At 52.1% G+C, this 18344-nt stretch carries 16 protein-coding genes and 1 pseudogene; 8 read left to right on the forward strand and 9 right to left on the reverse strand.

All coding sequences use genetic code 11. The annotated features are described in order from the left end of the window. Nucleotides 1-123: 123 nt before the first annotated feature. Nucleotides 124-447 (reverse strand): DUF1493 family protein, encoded by a 324-nt coding sequence (locus tag VRC33_RS15145; protein WP_338557149.1) that lies wholly within the window; start codon nt 445-447, stop codon nt 124-126. A gap of 352 nt (nt 448-799) precedes the next feature. Here VRC33_RS15145 and VRC33_RS15150 point away from each other — a divergent pair, with 352 nt between their 5' ends. Together VRC33_RS15150 and VRC33_RS15155 are read left to right on the forward strand one after the other, a co-directional pair. Beyond that, nucleotides 800-1048, forward strand: coding sequence for a hypothetical protein (locus VRC33_RS15150; RefSeq protein ID WP_338557150.1), 249 nt, complete (start codon nt 800-802; stop codon nt 1046-1048). 121 nt (nt 1049-1169) lie between these two features. After that, entirely contained in the window at nt 1170-1592 is a 423-nt protein-coding gene (locus VRC33_RS15155; protein ID WP_338557151.1) for a GNAT family N-acetyltransferase, read from the forward strand. 41 nt (nt 1593-1633) lie between these two features. Here the strand turns inward: VRC33_RS15155 and apbC are convergent, their stop codons facing one another. After that, nucleotides 1634-2746, reverse strand: coding sequence for an iron-sulfur cluster carrier protein ApbC (gene apbC / locus VRC33_RS15160; protein ID WP_338557152.1), 1113 nt, complete (start codon nt 2744-2746; stop codon nt 1634-1636). A gap of 174 nt (nt 2747-2920) precedes the next feature. Here apbC and metG point away from each other — a divergent pair, with 174 nt between their 5' ends. The 6 genes and pseudogenes from metG to sanA form a co-directional block, all read left to right on the forward strand. Next, a complete protein-coding gene (gene metG, locus VRC33_RS15165; protein ID WP_338576760.1) occupies nt 2921-5038 on the forward strand; it encodes a methionine--tRNA ligase in 2118 nt (705 codons plus the stop codon). 139 nt (nt 5039-5177) lie between these two features. After that, nucleotides 5178-5573, forward strand: coding sequence for a CidA/LrgA family protein (locus tag VRC33_RS15170; RefSeq protein ID WP_338557153.1), 396 nt, complete (start codon nt 5178-5180; stop codon nt 5571-5573). Continuing rightward, on the forward strand, nt 5566-6258 hold the full coding sequence (locus tag VRC33_RS15175; protein ID WP_338567366.1) for a CidB/LrgB family autolysis modulator: 693 nt from the start codon (nt 5566-5568) through the stop codon (nt 6256-6258). The genes VRC33_RS15170 and VRC33_RS15175 overlap by 8 nt, the downstream gene beginning before the upstream one ends. Before the next feature lie 146 nt (nt 6259-6404). Next, nucleotides 6405-7289: a cytidine deaminase gene (gene cdd, locus VRC33_RS15180; protein ID WP_338557154.1), complete on the forward strand. Its 885-nt coding sequence runs from the start codon at nt 6405-6407 to the stop codon at nt 7287-7289. A gap of 167 nt (nt 7290-7456) precedes the next feature. Next, nucleotides 7457-9154: an NAD-dependent malic enzyme gene (locus VRC33_RS15185; protein ID WP_338557155.1), complete on the forward strand. Its 1698-nt coding sequence runs from the start codon at nt 7457-7459 to the stop codon at nt 9152-9154. A gap of 159 nt (nt 9155-9313) precedes the next feature. Continuing rightward, nucleotides 9314-10021, forward strand: a pseudogene (gene sanA, locus VRC33_RS15190) (outer membrane permeability protein SanA); the annotation flags it as partial. A 252-nt stretch (nt 10022-10273) separates the two neighbouring features. Here sanA and VRC33_RS15195 read toward each other — a convergent pair. The 7 genes from VRC33_RS15195 to galS form a co-directional block, all read right to left on the reverse strand. Next, entirely contained in the window at nt 10274-10735 is a 462-nt protein-coding gene (locus VRC33_RS15195) for a hypothetical protein (protein WP_338557156.1), read from the reverse strand. A 795-nt stretch (nt 10736-11530) separates the two neighbouring features. Continuing rightward, a complete protein-coding gene (locus tag VRC33_RS15200) occupies nt 11531-12310 on the reverse strand; it encodes a hypothetical protein (protein WP_338557157.1) in 780 nt (259 codons plus the stop codon). Continuing rightward, nucleotides 12295-12705, reverse strand: a complete 411-nt coding sequence (locus tag VRC33_RS15205) for a hypothetical protein (protein WP_338557158.1) — start codon at nt 12703-12705, stop codon at nt 12295-12297. The genes VRC33_RS15200 and VRC33_RS15205 overlap by 16 nt, the downstream gene beginning before the upstream one ends. 502 nt (nt 12706-13207) lie before the next feature. Further along, nucleotides 13208-14218: a galactose/methyl galactoside ABC transporter permease MglC gene (gene mglC, locus VRC33_RS15210; RefSeq protein ID WP_338557159.1), complete on the reverse strand. Its 1011-nt coding sequence runs from the start codon at nt 14216-14218 to the stop codon at nt 13208-13210. A gap of 18 nt (nt 14219-14236) precedes the next feature. Next, nucleotides 14237-15757, reverse strand: a complete 1521-nt coding sequence (gene mglA, locus VRC33_RS15215) for a galactose/methyl galactoside ABC transporter ATP-binding protein MglA (RefSeq protein WP_338557160.1) — start codon at nt 15755-15757, stop codon at nt 14237-14239. Between the two features lie 93 nt (nt 15758-15850). Beyond that, a complete protein-coding gene (gene mglB, locus VRC33_RS15220; protein WP_338557161.1) occupies nt 15851-16846 on the reverse strand; it encodes a galactose/glucose ABC transporter substrate-binding protein MglB in 996 nt (331 codons plus the stop codon). A 317-nt stretch (nt 16847-17163) separates the two neighbouring features. After that, nucleotides 17164-18204: an HTH-type transcriptional regulator GalS gene (galS, locus tag VRC33_RS15225; protein WP_338557162.1), complete on the reverse strand. Its 1041-nt coding sequence runs from the start codon at nt 18202-18204 to the stop codon at nt 17164-17166. Between the last annotated feature and the right edge of the window lie 140 nt (nt 18205-18344).

The following is an 18344-nucleotide window of genomic DNA, read 5'->3' on the forward strand; positions in this document are numbered from 1 at the left end:
AGAGAGACAGGGCTTGTAAATATCTACCACAACAGGCCGGATATCTTCCCTCCTGTACGCTGTGACTTGCCCTTCTTCTGTTTTTTGCTAAAGTCCGCTTACAAATTCAGTATCTGCCCGGCGTCAATCATACAACCATCGACCTGCTTTAGCTGACTCAATAAGCATCCTTATGGTAAATGGGGCGGCTTTGTGTCGATCGGATTTCAACCTGGCAGGTAATATTCCGTTAGGTAAGAAAGGTAATATCTGGAGGGGAAAATACAGCCTCCAATTTATGGCGCTGCAATCAACATTAAAATGTTGCGCGTACTTATCGGTGAGCTCATAGACATCCTCACTCACTGTAAGGTGCTCACCTGTGCTAAGCGATGAATCTCTCTCCAAATCTTTACAGCGTAGTTCCTCCCTCGCAAATTCAAGGATGGCAACATCAATTGGTTTCATATTCTGTCCTCGGGCCGGACAATAAGGTTATAGTGCCAGATAGTTTTATGGGAGATCATAGTCACATCATATAAGGAGATTGCAACCCCTATCCAGGGTATCCACCTTCCTATAAGCCCCCCTAAACTCGCCGTTCTTGCCCATTGACCGTTGATTAATGTCCTCCATGTAGGGGAACGCCAACGACTATCCAGACGATATGAAATAATCCTGCGCAAACTCAGTGATAACACGCTCGTCCCCCTTGTTGCTGAATTGGGTACGCTGTGACTTGCCCTTCTTCTGCTTTTTGCTAAAGTCCGGGCATAGCGTCATCGGGCGAGCGTGCCCGCAGTTGGAGAAAAGGCAGAGAATGACCAGACCGCTTAATGAACAGTACGGCATCAGTGTGCCGGCACTTAAGATGCTGCAATACCTGAAACAGATATCACGCGGGGACAAAGGGTTTTCAATCCAGGACACCACGCTTAACCACCGCTGCAACGTCACCCCACCCGATAACTTCAGACTGCTTGATCAGCTGTTTGAAGCCGGAAAGATTGACTACGATTACCGGGGGACAGGCCTGGATGGCGAACGCCATGTTAAACCGGTTTGGTAAAGCTACCGCCAGCCGGAAAGGTTAAAACAGCCGAAGCCTTACGGATAAAAAGCGCTGACATTATTGCAGTAACAGCCTCAGAGGCTTCAAAAACGGTCTTAAAAGCCAGTGGGGAAAATACATGAAAGTCCGGCCATTTACCGAAGCCGATCGCCCTTTCCTGCGCACGCTGTTCCTGGCCTGCCGAAAAGCTAACTGGCACTGGCTGGAGAGCGAAAGCTGGAGGCTGGAGGATTTCGATCGGGTTACGCTGGGTGAGCGCGTTCTGGTAGCTGAAGATGACGGACACCGCGTCGGGTTCGCCGCCGTTTTGCCCAACGACAACTTCCTTCACAGCCTGTTTGTTGATCCTGACTGGCAGGGAAAAGGTGTTGGCAGTCTGTTACTGAAAGCCGTGCAGGCAGACTTTACGTCTACCGGCGCCCTGAAATGCATGAAGGCCAATAAACAGGCCGTGGCGTTTTATCAACAGCATGGCTGGAAGATCATTTCCGACGGCGAAAGCGAACACGGCGAGTACTGGCTGATGCATCTGGTGCGCTGAGCAGCCACTCTCCCGGCGGTGACACCGGGAGAAAAGCAAAATTATACTGCGCGGAAGGCGATATCGTCAGGAATGACCTCGCCCTGCCAGTAGAGCTCTGCAGCCACTGCTCCAGCCAGCTGGCGGTACATATCAGTGAATTCACTCTCCGGACGACGCACAACCGTAGGCTGGCCATCATCCAGGTCTTCACGCAGCGTAATATGCAACGGAAGCTGGCTCAGCAGACGGGTATGGTACTGTTCTGCCAGCTTCTCCGCCCCACCGCTGCCAAAAATCGCTTCAAGATGACCACAATGGCTGCAAATATGCATGCTCATATTTTCCACCACGCCCAGCACCGGTACGTTCACTTTCTCAAACATCACAATCCCTTTGCGGGCATCAGCCAGCGCGATGTCCTGCGGGGTGGTCACCACAACGGCACCGGTTACCGGCACGCTTTGCGCCAGCGTTAGCTGAATATCTCCGGTTCCGGGCGGCATATCCAGCACCAGATAATCCAGCTCAGGCCACATCGTCTCATTCAGTAACTGCATCAGCGCCTTGCTGGCCATCGGCCCGCGCCAGACCATGGCATTATCCTCGGTGACAAGGTAGCCGATTGAGTTCGTTGCCAGGCCATGAGCCATAATCGGTGCCATATGAGTGCCATCCGGCGACGTGGGGCGCTCATCACGCGTGCCCAGCATATCGGGGATCGACGGGCCATAAATATCCGCATCCAGCAGCCCAACTTTCGCTCCTTCAGCCACCAGCGCCAGCGCCATATTCACTGCGGTGCTGGATTTCCCTACCCCACCCTTACCGGAACTGACGGCAATAATATTTTTTACTCCGCTGACGCCCGGATGATTTTTCACGCGCTTCAGCGTCGCGATATCATGGCTCAGCCGCCAGCTGATAGCCGTGGCCCCGGTCAGGCGAAGCAACTCAGCGCTGGCCGCTTCCTTCAGCGCTTCGAACCCGCTAACCCAGGCAAATGGCATAATCAGGTCGATGTGCAGCGTGTTATCCATCATCGCGCAGTGGTGCATCGCCTTCAGGGTGGTGAGATTATGCTGCAGTGTCGGGTGTTCAAATGTGGTCAAAACGCCCATTACCATCGCACGCAGCGCTTCCGGTGAATGGTGACTTTGGGAGGGTGATCTCATCCCGGCTCCTTGTTTTCATTGTGGGATCTGATGAGGTAAAGCATACCAGATGTGGCTGGAGCTGCGTGAAATGCACGGTAAAAACGGGGGTGAGATCGCGGGAATGTTTACGCAGGGACAGCCTTTCGGTTACCATCTATTCCCCCTATTTAAACAGGTATAGCAAGTCTCACTATGACTCAAGTCGCGAAAAAAATATTGGTAACGTGCGCACTGCCGTACGCCAACGGTTCCATTCATCTCGGCCACATGCTCGAGCATATCCAGGCAGATATTTGGGTCCGTTACCAGCGAATGCGCGGCAATCAGGTTTACTTCATCTGTGCGGACGATGCACACGGTACGCCAATCATGCTGAAAGCTCAGCAGATGGGCGTGGCTCCCGAGCAGATGATTGCTGAGATGAGTCAGGAACATCAGACCGACTTTGCCGGTTTTGACATCAGCTATGACAACTATCACTCCACGCACAGCGATGAGAACCGCGAGCTTTCCGAGCTGATCTATACCCGTCTGAAAGAGAATGGCTTCATCAAGAACCGCACCATTTCTCAGCTGTACGACCCGGAAAAAGGCATGTTCCTGCCGGATCGTTTTGTTAAAGGCACCTGCCCGAAATGTAAGTCGCCTGACCAGTACGGTGACAACTGTGAAGTGTGTGGCGCAACCTACAGCCCGACCGAGCTGATCAATCCTCAGTCCGTGGTATCAGGCGCCACGCCGGTAATGCGTGACTCTGAGCACTTCTTCTTCGACCTGCCTGAGTTCAGTGAAATGCTCAGGGCCTGGACCCGTTCTGGTGCGCTTCAGGAGCAGGTTGCCAATAAGATGCAGGAGTGGTTTGAATCAGGCCTGAATCAGTGGGATATCTCCCGTGATGCGCCTTACTTCGGCTTTGAAATTCCAGGTGCGCCCGGCAAATATTTCTACGTCTGGCTGGATGCGCCTATCGGTTATATGGGCTCGTTCAAGAACCTGTGCGACAAGCGTGGCGACATCAATTTCGATGATTTCTGGAAAAAAGATTCAGACGCCGACCTTTACCACTTCATTGGCAAAGACATCGTCTATTTCCACAGTCTGTTCTGGCCAGCAATGCTGGAAGGCAGCAACTTCCGTAAGCCGACCAACCTGTTCGTGCATGGTTATGTCACGGTTAACGGCGCGAAAATGTCCAAATCGCGCGGCACCTTCATCAAAGCCAGCACCTGGTTACAGCATCTGGATGCCGACAGCCTGCGCTACTACTACGCTGCCAAGCTCTCTTCGCGCATCGACGACATCGACCTGAATCTGGAAGATTTCGTACAGCGCGTGAATGCCGACATCGTTAACAAAGTGGTTAACCTCGCCTCACGTAACGCCGGGTTTATCAACAAGCGCTTCGACGGCAAACTCTCTGCTGAGCTGGCCGATCCTGCGCTGTATAAAACCTTCACCGATGCGTCAGCCAGCATTGGCGAAGCCTGGAGCAGCCGTGAGTTTGGGCGTGCGGTGCGTGAAATCATGGCGCTGGCCGATGTGGCAAACCGCTACGTTGATGAACAAGCTCCCTGGGTGGTGGCAAAACAGGAAGGCCGTGACGCCGACCTGCAGGCTATCTGCTCAATGGGCATCAACATGTTCCGCGTGCTGATGACCTGGCTGAAGCCGGTCCTGCCTTCCCTGACCGAACGCACTGAAGCGTTCCTGAATGTGGAACTGAGCTGGGATGGCATCCAACAGCCGCTGCTCGATCACCCCATCACCGCCTTCAAAGCGCTTTACAGCCGTATTGAGATGGACAAAGTGAATGCGCTGATCGAAGCTTCCAAAGAAGATGCGGCAGTCGCTAACCAGCCCGCCGCTAACGGTTCCGGCACTGATGCGGCAGCGAGTAAAACGGCTGTTGCGGGTGCAGGAAAAGATAAGGCAGCGGGCAAGCCTGCAGCTAACAGTGCAGCAGGTGATGATGCAGTGGCCGACACCATCAACTTTGATGATTTCGCCAAAGTGGATATGCGTGTGGCGCTGATCAAAACGGCGGAACTGGTCGACGGCTCTGACAAATTGCTGCGTCTGGTGCTGGATATGGGCGGTGAGACCCGTCAGATCTTCTCCGGTATCCGCGCTGCTTATCCGGACCCTTCCGTACTGGAAGGCCGTATGACAGTGGTGGTGGCTAACCTGGCTCCCCGCAAGATGCGCTTTGGCGTGTCAGAAGGCATGGTGCTTTCAGCAGGCCCTGGCGGTAAAGACCTGTTTATCCTGGGTGCCGACAGCGGCGCTCAGCCGGGTATGCAGGTCAAATAATCCTGCGTGATGCGGTGACGACTGAAAGGGGCGAAAGAGATTTCGTCCCTTTTTCACATCTGCTTGCTGCATCGGTGTGACCCGTAGCACGTTTTCTCATTTCAACGTATGATTCAGTTTCATTAAACAGGAGCTTATCATGCGCACCGCGCTGTCTGTGGGCTGGCGATACCTTCGCGCCTTTGTGATCATTTACCTCTGCCTTTATGCCGGTAACGGCCTCGCTGCCCTGCTCCCCGTGACCATTCCGGGCAGTATCATTGGCATGCTTATCCTCTTTGTTCTGCTGGCAACGCAAATCCTTCCGGTGAAGTGGGTTAAACCCGGCAGTACGCTGTTGATCCGCTATATGGGCCTGCTGTTTGTGCCGATCAGCGTGGGTATCATGAGTTATACCGACATCCTCACCGCCCAGTTTGGTCCGATTGTCGTCTCCTGTGTCCTCAGCACCTTTGTCGTCCTGATTACCGTCGGGCTGGCTTCCCATAAATTACACAGCCGTCCTCTGGTCGGGCCGGGAGCAAAAGATGAGTGATATCTGGTGGTCGCTACCGCTGACCGTGCTGGTCTTTTTTGCCGCCCGCCGGGTTGCTGCAAAAGTGAAGATCTCACTGGTTAATCCGCTGCTGCTTTCGATGGCGGTTATAATTCCCCTGCTGCTGCTGATCCAGATGCCCTATGCCCGCTATTTCCAGGGCAGTTCGGTGCTTAATCACCTGCTACAACCCTCTGTCGTGGCGCTGGCTATCCCCCTTTATGAGCAGATGAATCAAATCCGCGCCCGCTGGAAATCGATCATTGGCGTCTGCTTTATGGGCAGCATGACGGCGATGATTTCCGGCACCGCAATCGCACTGTGGATGGGCGCTACGCCACAAATCGCCGCCACTATCATGCCAAAATCCGTCACCACACCTATTGCAATGGCGGTTTCCGGGACGCTGGGGGGAATTCCAGCGATAAGCGCCATCTGCGTGCTGATTGCCGGGGTTCTGGGTGCTGTATTCGGGCATATGATTCTGAACCTGCTGAAAATTTCCGGAAAACCTTCCCGCGGATTAGCCATAGGCAACGCTTCCCATGCGCTGGGCACCGCCCGTTGTGCCGAACTGGACTATCAGGAAGGCGCTTACAGCTCGCTGGCGCTGGTGATCTGTGGAATTATCACCTCACTGCTGGCCCCTTTCCTGTTTCCGCTGCTGATGGCCTTCTGGGGATAGCCTGGCCCGGTCTGGGGTTAATTTGCGAGAGATCCCGCATTTTGTAATCAGGTTTCATAAATTGCATTGCTTGCGTGATATCAATCACATATAACCTTGCAACTGACCGCTAAAATTAGCAGCCAAATTTGCCAGAGAGGCCTGATATGCACCCAAGATTCCTTGCCGCGTTTGCCACGCTGCCGTCACCTTTGCAGACCGCCCTGCAGCCCATTATTTCTGCCGCTGACTTTCAGGCTTTCCTGACCCCGTCACAGGTTACAGAGATCAAAGCCGCAACCGGACTGGACGATCGGGAACTGGCTTTTGCCCTGCTGCCGCTGGCGGCGGCCTGCGCCGTGGCCCCGCTCTCCAACTTCAATGTGGGGGCGCTGGCAAGGGGCGAAAGCGGGCATCTCTATTTTGGTGCGAACATGGAATTTGTCGGGGCCACTATGCAGCAAACGGTGCATGCAGAGCAGAGCGCGGTGACCCACGCCTGGCTGCGTGGCGAGTCAGCGCTGGAAGCCATTACCGTGAACTACACGCCCTGTGGTCACTGCCGCCAGTTTATGAATGAGCTGAACAGCGGCACGGCACTGGCCATTCATCTGCCGGGGCGCGCGCCCTCCACGCTGGGGGATTATCTGCCGGATGCTTTTGGCCCACGCGATCTGGAGATCAAAACGCTGCTGATGGATGAAGTCGATCATGGTCTGCAAATTCAGGGGGATCCCCTTGCTCAGGCGGCACTTCAGGCGGCTAACCGTAGCCACGCGCCTTATACGCAGGCATGGAGCGGCGTGGCGTTGCAAACCGCAGAAGGCGCGATTTTTGCCGGGCGGTATGCTGAAAATGCGGCATTCAACCCCAGCCTTCCTCCCCTGCAGGCTGCCCTGAATTTACTGAGTCTTTCGGGACACGACGTGCTGAATATCCAGCGTGCCGTTCTGGCCGAAGCGCCGGAAGCCAAAGTCATTCAGCGTCAGGCCACTGTGGCTACACTTCAGGCGCTGGGCTGCACCAATATCACCACTATTCCTCTGGCCTGACCACCCGCCTTTCAGGATGCTGCTCTTCGCGGCATCCTGCGCTTTGTCCCTCAAAATTACGTAAATTTCGCACCTTTTGTTATATCCGGTTAACAAAAGCTGTACTTTCAGACCAGTTATTTTAGGATTGCCCCCACAACATTTTGATCCGAATGAGTATTGATTGCATGGAACTCGAATACGAAAGTAAACGACCGCTGTATATCCCTTATGCCGGCCCTATCTTGCTGGAATTCCCACTGTTAAATAAGGGAAGCGCTTTCTCTGTTGAGGAGCGCAACGAATTCAACCTCCGTGGCCTGCTGCCCGAAACAGTGGAAACGATCGAAGAACAGGCAAAACGTGCGTGGCGTCAGTTCCAGGATTTCAAAAACGATAACGATAAACACGTCTACCTGCGTAACATCCAGGACACCAACGAAACCCTGTTCTATCGCCTGCTGGACAACCATCTTGAAGAGATGATGCCGATCATCTACACCCCAACCGTCGGCGCAGCCTGTGAGCACTTCTCGGAAATCTATCGTCGTGCGCGTGGCGTATTCATCTCCTACCCGAACCGCGGCAACATTGAAGATATGCTGCAAAACGCCACCAAGCAGAATGTAAAAGTGATCGTCGTTACCGACGGCGAGCGCATTCTGGGTCTGGGCGACCAGGGCATCGGCGGAATGGGTATTCCTATTGGTAAGCTCTCCCTTTATACCGCCTGTGGCGGCATCAGCCCGGCTTATACCCTGCCAATCGTGCTGGATGTGGGCACCAACAATCAGCAGTTGCTCAATGACCCGCTGTACATGGGCTGGCGTCATCCGCGCATTACGGGCGAAGAGTACGATAACTTCGTCCATGAATTTATTCTGGCCGTGAAGAGCCGCTGGCCAAACGTGGTGTTGCAGTTCGAAGATTTCGCGCAAAAAAATGCCATGCCTTTACTGGAACGCTATCGCGACGAAGTCTGCTGCTTTAATGATGATATTCAGGGAACTGCGGCGGTCACGCTGGGAACGCTGATCGCCGCAAGTCGTGCGGCAGGCAGTAAGATGAGCGAGCAGAAGGTGGTGTTCCTCGGTGCCGGTTCCGCCGGTTGCGGCATCGCTGAGCAGATCATCGCGCAGATGAAGTCAGAAGGTCTGAGCGACGAAGAAGCACGCTCGCGGGTCTTTATGGTTGACCGTTTCGGCCTGCTGACTGACAAGCTGCCGAACCTGCTGAACTTCCAGAGCAAGCTGGTGCAGAAAAGCGAGAAGCTGGCAGAATGGCACACCGGCTCTGACTCGATTTCGCTGCTGGACGTGGTGCGCAATGCCCGTCCTGATATTCTGATTGGCGTTTCCGGCCAGCCGGGCCTGTTCAGCGAAGAGATCATCCGCGAGATGCATAAGCACTGCAATCGCCCTATCGTGATGCCGCTCTCTAACCCTACCTCACGCGTTGAAGCCACGCCGCAGGACATCATGGCCTGGACCGACGGCGCAGCGCTGGTAGCCACCGGTAGCCCGTTCTCGCCGGTGATGTGGAAAGAGAAAACCTACCCTATTGCCCAGTGCAATAACTCCTATATCTTCCCGGGGATCGGCCTTGGCGTCATCGCCTCTGGCGCCACCCGCGTCACGGACAGTATGCTGATGGCTGCCAGCCGCGCGCTGGCCGACTGCTCGCCACTGGTAAATGATGGCGTTGGCCCGGTACTGCCTGAAGTGAAAGATATTCAGGGCGTGTCAAAAGTGATCGCTATGGCCGTGGGTAAAGCCGCGCAGTTGGCAGGCGTTGCCGTCGTCACTTCTGAAGATGTACTTTCGAAAGCTATCGCAGCCAACTTCTGGCTGCCGCAATACCGTAACTATCGCCGGACCTCAATCTGACGAAAAGGCCGGGTGTTTTGCACCCGGCCTGCGCCACATCACTTTTCTGCCGCTGAATCGTGCGAAAAGCCGCCAACCGGTGCGCTGTTGCTTGCTTCACCCCGCCGGGTCAAGTAGCCTTGAATGATTCTATTTCTGCAAGTCTGAGCACCGTCCGGCATGGTAAAACGCTTGATATATAGTCTTATTATCATCATTGCACTGATGGTAATGACTGCGCTCGGCCTGGATCGCTGGATCAGCTGGAAAACCGCCCCTTACGTTTACGACAATTTAAAGTCACTGCCGCACCGTCAGGTAGGCGTAGTGCTGGGCACAGCTAAGTATTACCGCACCGGCGTGATCAATCAGTATTACCTTTACCGCATGCAGGGCGCGCTGAATGCCTATAACAGCGGCAAGGTGAATTATCTGCTGCTGAGCGGCGATAATGCGCAGCAAAGCTATAACGAACCTATGACCATGCGTCGTGATTTGATCGCCGCAGGCGTTGATCCTTCGGATATCGTGCTGGATTACGCAGGTTTCCGGACGCTGGATTCCATCGTGCGGACCCGTAAAGTTTTCGACACCAACGACTTTATTATTATCACCCAGCGCTTCCACTGCGAACGCGCGTTGTATATCGCCCTGCATATGGGGATTCAGGCGCAGTGCTACGCCGTTCCCTCGCCGAAAAATATGCTGAATATTCGGGCCAGAGAAGTTGCCGCACGGCTTGGCGCGCTGGCCGATTTGTATCTGATGAAGCGCGAACCGCACTTCCTCGGCCCGATGGTGCCGATCCCCGCCCGTCATGAAATCCCGGATGATGCACAAAGCTACCCAGCCGTTACGCCAGAACAGCTGCTGGAACTGCAACAGAAGCTGGAAAAACAATCGAAGTCCGCGCAGCGGGCCCAGCCCGAAGAACAGGTGAAAACTGCTCAACAGTCAGAACCCGGGCAACAAACACAGGCTGAACAAAAGGCCCGGCAAAAACAACAGACAGAGTCTGAGCAGCAGGGAAAATCCGCACAGCAAGCCCAGCCCGAAGAACAGGTGAAAACTGAACACGAATAAATGTTTCTGAAAAAGCTCTGACTCTCGCCAGAGCTTCCTGTCTGCTATCTCCTGCCCTTACCTGATATGTTCTAATCCGCTTTCTGTCTGCACAAAACGCGGCGCTTTCAGATCGTCAACCTGAAAGGAGACAAGATCGAACAGCAAACCTCTGAAGGCTTCCTCAATCTCCGGGCTTAATACACGACTCAGCAAAGCCTGAGTCAGCGCACGGCAATACAACGTCACTGTTTCCGGCTCGGCGATAAAAGAACTGCTCCAGAAAACCGTTTCATCCTCAGTGGTCAACTGAGCGATGCGGGATTCAGGTACAGGTTCATTTAATGCTGTCTGTAATTGCGCCAGACAAGCCGCCATTTGCAAACAAATTGCGAGGCGCTCCTCATTATTATCAGATTCAACCAAAACGGAAACCAGACGCTCGTTATATTCCGCCAGATCCAGAAAATCCATTACCGGCGTTAAATGGGAAAGATGTATAAATTCAGAGCGAGTTTGAGTAAACTGTTTATCAGCCATGATGTTACCTCCTTTAACATTGTGGTCAGAGGCTCGTCGGTGCTTCAACACTGGCGAGCTTCGCTTTTATCAGCGCCTTTTAAATCGGCGCCTAACCACTTTATATCCGGCTGATAAAGACCGTCAATACTGTATAAAGCTCTTTTTCTTCAATTAATTGAGTCGGGATATTTTTATGGAGGACAGCTCGAAAAAGAATGAAACACGTTGCAAAACGGACGGTATTTATTGACGCTGCTTCCAGATAAACCAAAAAAATTTTCTTCTGAATAGTGTTAATCTGCCGATTTAATTAACAAACATTAAATAGTTTTAAAAGAAACTGGCGAATTTAATTACACCCAATGAATTAATACCAAAAATAATACTAACCCTTATTAAACCTCTAACTTCAGGGTTAAAATTTTTAAAATAATGGGAACATCAGATAATGCGCTTCAACATCGACAATGATTTAACCTGCGTTTTTGAACTGTGTATCCACCAACTTACCGACATCACCGATATCTGCGGGCGGCACCACAGAGCACTTTAGCTGAGTGTATGCCGCATGGATGCGGCATCCAAGCCTACATGGACGTATTTACGGCGTCCCGGAAAACGTGCTCTGTGGTGACGCCTGACATTTGAACCCGGTGTTGACCTGAGTTTTTGACCTGTGCAGCCACCGAAATTCCCGCCATCACTGATATCTGTGGTGACGCCATACATCTGAACCCGGTGTTGACCTTAAGATTTACACAGCCCCGGAAAACGTGCTCCGGGGTAAAGCCTCACTACAGAACTGGTTTTAACCTAATGGATTATCAAGCGAGGAAGAGTAGCGTCGAACGTTGTAATACCGATATTGTGGTAACGATCTGTCGCCGACACGATTGCCAATATCTGGTCTGCCGGATCGATGCTGAGCGCGTAAGGATTCCAGTGAGATATTTGCTGCTCACTAAGTAGCAAAGCATCCCAGGGTTTGAAACCACCAATACCCTCACCACCTTGCGTTAAAATGTCTACGAAGTGCTTCTGGCTGGCATCATAAACCTGGACGCGGCCTGACTGAATCATTCCGTTTGCCCAGATTTTGGCGCCGAAGACCGTTTGGTGATCATCACTGATTACGTGACGATGCCAGTTCAGAAGAAAAGCATACACGGTACGAGCCATTGCCCTTTTCTCTTTAGCTGGCTCTACAAATGCGCCTTTAATCTGAATACCGGCATCATTGCCAGCCTTAGTGCGGAAAAGGAAGTTTCTGTAAACAAAACGGGCGACTTGCTTATCTTCATCATCTTCATCTTCGCCCACCGTAACGCGAATGTAATGAACGATCTCTTCTTCAGTATCTCCTTCCAGACTGCGATCAAGTGCAAGTTCACGCAACCAGCCATTATCTTCTCCACCAACGATAGAAACCGTAACACAATAAGCGTAGGGAGAACCGGTAAGCTTCCATTCAATAAGGCGCAATACGTCATAAACAGGGGAGACTAAATAACCTACCCGATTTTTTTGTCGGGATATACAGTCAGGAAAGATATCGAGGTTTTTGCTATAACCTGAAACTATTGATGGAGCCATTGTTTAGCGATACGCCTCTGAACTGAGGATTTATTGCGCACCAGACTAACATCAACACTGTATTTATTTTTCAAAAATTCTGCGAGGCTTCGCTCAATTTCTGAATAGATTTCACCTTCCCGGTCAGCAATTTCCGGATATTGTGATTCCGGCGAAAGGGTAAAGCGAAGATGATTGTTCAGGACTATCAGTTCAGCAAAAGGCTTTACGGAAAATTCAGCGTCGTCCACAACACTTTTAATTGTAATAATAAAGTGCTGATCTCTGAGCGCACCCTCACTTTTCAGATGACGGATCTGGAGCATATCATCCCAGTGACGCAGCGGTATCGTTGCGATCGTCTCGGTGCAATCTCTGATCGTCTGTACTGAGCGGGACGTATTAAGCGCATGCATATTTCCACCTTAGCCAGTTGCTCACTGAACGTGTCCGGCGACCTCCCCATCAGGGAGATCCAAAAGCTACGAGTATGTGCAACGATAAAACTGTTCAGGCATTGACCAACTGTCAGACAAATTTACGCAATAGCCATGTAGTGTGCAACCTTATAAAGGATAAAAGTCCTTTCACGAAAGCAGGAAATGCTTTCCTCAGCAACACCGGTACCTGCGGGTGGCATCAGGCTTTTGACCTGTGTATCCACCAACTTACCGATACCACTGATATCTGCGGGTGGCACCACAGAGCACTTTAGCTGAGTGTCAGCCGCATGGATGCGGCTGCCAAGGCTACAGGGATGTATTTACGCCGCCTCAGATAAAGTGCTCTGCGGTGACGCCATACATCTGAACCCGGTGTTGTCCTCGTCCCTGATTTTGCCCTTACCGGCCACCCGCAAAAAAAACGCACCGGATTCTCATCCGATGCGCTTTAAACACTGCCTTCCCGAACTGAACGTTATTTCTTACGAGCGTACTTCAGGGAATCCAGCGCTACGGCGAAGATAATGATCCCGCCCTTGATAATGTACTGCCAGTACGGGTTAACGCCGATATAGGTCAGACCGTAGTTGATTACGGTGAAAATCAACACGCCGGTTACCACGCCTGCGACTGTACCCACACCACCCGCAAACGACACGCCGCCCACCACACAGGCTGCAATCGCATCCAGCTCATACATAAAGCCGAGGTTGTTGGTCGCCGAACCGATACGGCCCGCTTCCAGCATCCCGCCGAAGGCATAAAACACACCCGACAACGCATAAATCAGAATCAGGTTAAAGTTAACGTTTACGCCTGACACTCTTGCCGCTTCCGGGTTACCGCCGATGGCAAAAATGTTCTTACCAAAGCGGGTCTTGTTCCACAGCACCCAGACAAAGAAGATGGCGATGGCCGCGTAGAAAGTAATGTACGACAGCTTAAAATCACCTAAACGAATAAAGCCCTGCGCAAAGGTCGAAAACTTCTCGTCAAAGCCCGCAATCGGTGAGGCACCCACGTAGTCGTAATACAGGGAGTTAATCCCGTAAACGATAATCATCGTGCCCAGCGTGGTGATAAAGGGCGTCACCTTCAGGTAGGCAATGATCAGACCGTTCACCAGACCAATGATGCCACCAATGAAACAGACCGCCAGAATCACCAGAGGGATTGGCACCGTGTCCATATGCGGAAACACTTTGTTGGCATTGTCCATCGCCTGCAACAGCGTTGCCGCGACAACCGCTGCCAGACCAACCTGACGTCCTGCTGACAGATCAGTACCCTGGGTGACGATTAACCCGGCAACACCCAGCGCAATAATGATACGCACGGAAGACTGGGTTAAAATGTTACTCAGGTTCATCAAACTTAAAAATGTCGGATCCTGGAAAATAATGATCGCCAGCAATACCAGCAACACAACGTAGATCCCACCCTCTTTTAACCAGGTGAGCGCACTTTTTTTATTTACTGCTTTCATGGTAACAGCCCTACCCTATTAAAGGTGCAACGATGCTAAACGTAAAATTTCGTTTTGCGTTGTCGATTTTGTTTCTACTATGCCCGCAACCATGCCGTTACTCATTACCAAAATCCTGTCGGTAATCCCTATAAGCTCTGGCATCTCAGAGGAGATAATAATAATACCCTTGTCTTTCTTCGCCAGCTCTGAAATAAGCTGATAAATCTCAAACTTCGCCCCTACGTCAATGCCGCGTGTAGGTTCGTCCAGCATCAATATTTCTGGCTGCGTTAATAACCAGCGGCCAATAATGACTTTCTGCTGATTGCCCCCGGACAGCGAACCAATAGAAGTATGATGGCCGGGCGTTTTAACGCGCATCGAATCGATCACCCACTGGGTATCGCTCTTCATCCGGCTGTTATCCAGCAATCCGATACTGTTCTTGTATTTACGGATATTGGAGATCAGCGAGTTAAAACCGATATCCAGGAAAGCATAGATGCCGGTTGCGCGACGCTCTTCGGTCACCAGGGCAAAGCCATGATTGATCGCTTCGTTAGCGCTGTGGTTATTAATTTGTTTGCCGTGCAGTTTAATCGTCCCGCCTGACTTCTCGCGGATCCCAAACAGCGTCTCAACGATATCGGTACGCTTGGCGCCTACCAGCCCCGCCACCCCCAGAATCTCGCCTTTGCGCAGGTCAAAGGAAATATCCCGGATTGAAGGCTGACGCAGTGAGGTCAGATTACGTACCTCAAGAATAGTCTCGCCCGGTACGTTGGTTTTATCCGGGAAACGCTGATTCAGTGAACGCCCGACCATCATGGCGATGATCTTATCCATATCCAGCCCTTCCAGCGGCTGGGTGGCGATCCACTGTCCGTCGCGCAGAATCGTAATTTCATCACATAACTGGAAAATCTCTTCCATTTTGTGGGAGATATACACTATTCCACAGCCGCGATCTTTCAATTTACGGATAATAGTGAACAGGTGGTTCACTTCTTTTTCCGTTAAGGAAGAGGTTGGCTCATCCATAATGACAATTTTGGCATCATAGGAAAACGCTTTGGCTATTTCGACCATCTGCATCTGCGAAACTGACAAAGTGATCACTTTGTCGCGCGGATCGATATCGATATCCAGCTCGTCAAAAATAGCTTTAGTATCACGGTACATTTTATCGTGATCGACGAAAAACCCTTTGCGCGGGTAACGCCCCAGCCACATGTTGTCCATTACCGTGCGCTGCAACACCAGGTTTAATTCCTGATGGACCATCGACACGCCGTTTTCCAGCGCCTCTTTCGAACTTTTAAAATCGATTTCCTTGCCCTGGAAAAGGATACTCCCCGTATCTTTACTGTAAATGCCAAACAGGCATTTTAATAACGTGGATTTACCCGCCCCGTTCTCACCCATCAGGGCATGCACGGAATGAGGGCGAATTTTCAAATTCACGTTGTCCAGCGCTTTAACGCCCGGAAATGACTTACTGACGTCAGTCATCTCCAGCAAATAGTCGCGCTGTGTTTGCACTTTATCACTGCCCATAATTCTACCCGGCTGAAAGTGGCGTGAAATCAGGCAAGCCCAATCGCAAGCCTGGGAGTGGGCGCAGCAGGCTGCGCCCGGTACAGATCCAGATTATTTAGAGAACTGAGCCAGATTTTCTTTATCAACCGGCACATAAGCTACGCGGACAACTTTGCCTTCCAGCTTATAATTGGTGCCTTCAGTAGCAGGTTTGCCATCCGCCAGGTTTTTCGCCATCTCAAAGGTGGCCTTAGCCTGGTTTTCCGCATCGTTCAGTACGGTACCGGCCATTGCGCCAGATTTCACCATCGCCAGCGCTTCTGGCAGGGCATCCACACCGAATACCGGCACGGAAGCTTTGTTATGGGATTTCAGCGCTTCTACTGCACCCATTGCCATCGCATCGTTGTTAGCGATAACCACTTCAATTTTGTTACCGTTAGGGCCGGACAACCAGGCATCCATCTTATCTTTCGCCTGAGCGGTATCCCACATAGCGGTATCAAGATGCAGCTGCTGGGTTTTCACGCCATCTTTATTCAGCGTATCGATAACATATTTGGTACGGGCTTCGGCATCCGGGTGGCCTGGCTCGCCTTTCAGCAGCACAAACTGGATCACGCCATCTTTGTTCAGATCCCAGCCCGGTGAGGCTTTCCAGTGCTTCTCAATCAGCTCGCCCTGCTTCACGCCTGACTCTTTAGAATCGGTACCGACGTAATAGGCTTTGTCATAGCTGGCCAGCGCTTTCGCGGTAGGTTCTTTGTTGAAGAACACAATGGGAATATCGTTGGACTTGGCTTTGCTGATCACTACCGCAGCCGCAGCCGGGTCAACCAGGTTAATCGCCAGCGCTTTAACGCCTTTAGCCACCAGTACGTCAACCTGATCGTTCTGGGTTGACTGGCTGTTCTGGGAGTCGTTCATCAACAGCTGAATACCGGGGCTGTTTTTCGCTTCTTTCTCAATGTCTTTACGTACGACGGACATGAAGTTGTCATCGTATTTATAAATGGTCACACCGATACGGGTGTCGGCAGCTTGAGCTGTTGCACCAAACATCATGCTGGCAACCAGGGCAGTGAGCGTGAAAGCCTTCTTATTCATGGTATCTCCGGTTTTTTTTGTAGGGTCTTACTCAACGTACCGTCCGAACCCGTCGGGGATGGCAGCACGTTAATTTTCCGGCCAGGCATAATGTTATTTAAACGTTAAGCAAAGCCGCTTATTTGTTTATACAAAACCCGACTTCCTTGTTCGGTAAGGCTCCAGAAAGCTGTGTAATGAACTGTTTCAGCGGGAGTACGATGACCGGTAACAGGGGAACCGGCCACGTTACATAATGTTTCACTCCCCGTAAGCTGCTGCCATCATAGAGAAGGCGATGTTAATTAACTGTGAATTTACTCACAAATTGAAAACGGTTACACCGCAGAATCGCTCGAGTTAGTGACCGGGGCCACATTTTGACGCGTCGCGACCGAATGGCGGCGAACCAGCGTCGGCATAAAGCAATGCTGTGCCGTTTCATCCAGCTCGCCTGCTGCGCCTTTCAGCGCCAGCTCTGTCGCAAGTTTTGCCATTGAAACAATGGGATACCGTACCGTCGTTAGCTGAGGATCGGTATAACGGGAGATCGGGATGTCGTCAAACCCCACCACTGAAATATGCTGTGGCACGGCAATGCCGTTGTCTTTCAGGGCCGCCAGTGCGCCAGCCGCCATGCTGTCGTTATAGGTAAAAACGGCGGTCAGATGCAGATTACGCCCCAGCAACTCCACCATCGCCGCCTCTCCTCCCTGCATATCCGGCTCGGCGCTGGCTACCCAGCTCTCCGGCGCGGTTATCCCCTGCTCTGCCAGCGCCTGCTGCCAGCCATCCCGGCGCTGTTCAACGTCTTCGATAGGGTGGCAGGAGCCCAGATAGCCAATACGCTGATGCCCCTGCTGTTGCAGCATCCGGGTGGCCATCAGTGCCCCGCTGATATTGTCCAGACAGACACAGCGATGCGCGTAACCAGGTATCAGGCGGTTGATCAGTACCATGCCCGGCACCTGATCCATCAGCGAGCAGAGTTCCTCATCCCCAAGGGCTTTGGCATGCACCACCAGCGCATTGCAACGCTGTCGGATCAGCACCTCAATGGCATGTCTCTCTTTGTCGGCTTCATGATAGGAATTGTTGATAAGCACATGTTTTTGCATACGTTGTGCAACGGTATCCACCGCTTTCACCAGCGCACCAAAAAAAGGATCTGACACGTCCATCACCACCACTCCGATGGTGTCACTGACCTGGGTGGCCAGAGCCTGTGCATTGGCGTTCGGACGGTAGCCAAGTTTTTCCACGATATGCAGAACCATGTCGCGTGTTTCAGGAGTGACAGCGGCGCTGTTGTTCAGCACCCGTGACACTGTTGCTACGGATACTCCGGCCTCACGGGCCACATCACGGATGGTAATCATGGGCGATCGCCCTGGGAGAATAAGTTTTGCATAGCCCTTCCTGACACTGTGTTCTGAGGGCTATTCTGGCAGGGGTTGCGGTGAGGCTACGTGAATCTCGTCACAAGGATGAAAACGGTTACATACAATTCTGCAACCTT

This window comes from Erwinia sp. E_sp_B01_1 (assembly GCF_036865545.1).
GTDB lineage: Bacteria > Pseudomonadota > Gammaproteobacteria > Enterobacterales > Enterobacteriaceae > Erwinia.

Excerpts from the sequence above, each read along its gene's own strand:
- VRC33_RS15145 (WP_338557149.1), bottom strand. The coding sequence starts at position 447 with ATGAAACCAATTGATGTTGCCATCCTTGAATTTGCGAGGGAGGAACTA.
- VRC33_RS15150 (WP_338557150.1), top strand. The coding sequence starts at position 800 with ATGACCAGACCGCTTAATGAACAGTACGGCATCAGTGTGCCGGCACTT.
- VRC33_RS15155 (WP_338557151.1), top strand. The coding sequence starts at position 1,170 with ATGAAAGTCCGGCCATTTACCGAAGCCGATCGCCCTTTCCTGCGCACG.
- apbC (WP_338557152.1), bottom strand. The coding sequence starts at position 2,746 with ATGAGATCACCCTCCCAAAGTCACCATTCACCGGAAGCGCTGCGTGCG.
- metG (WP_338576760.1), top strand. The coding sequence starts at position 2,921 with ATGACTCAAGTCGCGAAAAAAATATTGGTAACGTGCGCACTGCCGTAC.
- VRC33_RS15170 (WP_338557153.1), top strand. The coding sequence starts at position 5,178 with ATGCGCACCGCGCTGTCTGTGGGCTGGCGATACCTTCGCGCCTTTGTG.
- VRC33_RS15175 (WP_338567366.1), top strand. The coding sequence starts at position 5,566 with ATGAGTGATATCTGGTGGTCGCTACCGCTGACCGTGCTGGTCTTTTTT.
- cdd (WP_338557154.1), top strand. The coding sequence starts at position 6,405 with ATGCACCCAAGATTCCTTGCCGCGTTTGCCACGCTGCCGTCACCTTTG.
- VRC33_RS15185 (WP_338557155.1), top strand. The coding sequence starts at position 7,457 with ATGGAACTCGAATACGAAAGTAAACGACCGCTGTATATCCCTTATGCC.
- VRC33_RS15195 (WP_338557156.1), bottom strand. The coding sequence starts at position 10,735 with ATGGCTGATAAACAGTTTACTCAAACTCGCTCTGAATTTATACATCTT.
- VRC33_RS15200 (WP_338557157.1), bottom strand. The coding sequence starts at position 12,310 with ATGGCTCCATCAATAGTTTCAGGTTATAGCAAAAACCTCGATATCTTT.
- VRC33_RS15205 (WP_338557158.1), bottom strand. The coding sequence starts at position 12,705 with ATGCATGCGCTTAATACGTCCCGCTCAGTACAGACGATCAGAGATTGC.
- mglC (WP_338557159.1), bottom strand. The coding sequence starts at position 14,218 with ATGAAAGCAGTAAATAAAAAAAGTGCGCTCACCTGGTTAAAAGAGGGT.
- mglA (WP_338557160.1), bottom strand. The coding sequence starts at position 15,757 with ATGGGCAGTGATAAAGTGCAAACACAGCGCGACTATTTGCTGGAGATG.
- mglB (WP_338557161.1), bottom strand. The coding sequence starts at position 16,846 with ATGAATAAGAAGGCTTTCACGCTCACTGCCCTGGTTGCCAGCATGATG.
- galS (WP_338557162.1), bottom strand. The coding sequence starts at position 18,204 with ATGATTACCATCCGTGATGTGGCCCGTGAGGCCGGAGTATCCGTAGCA.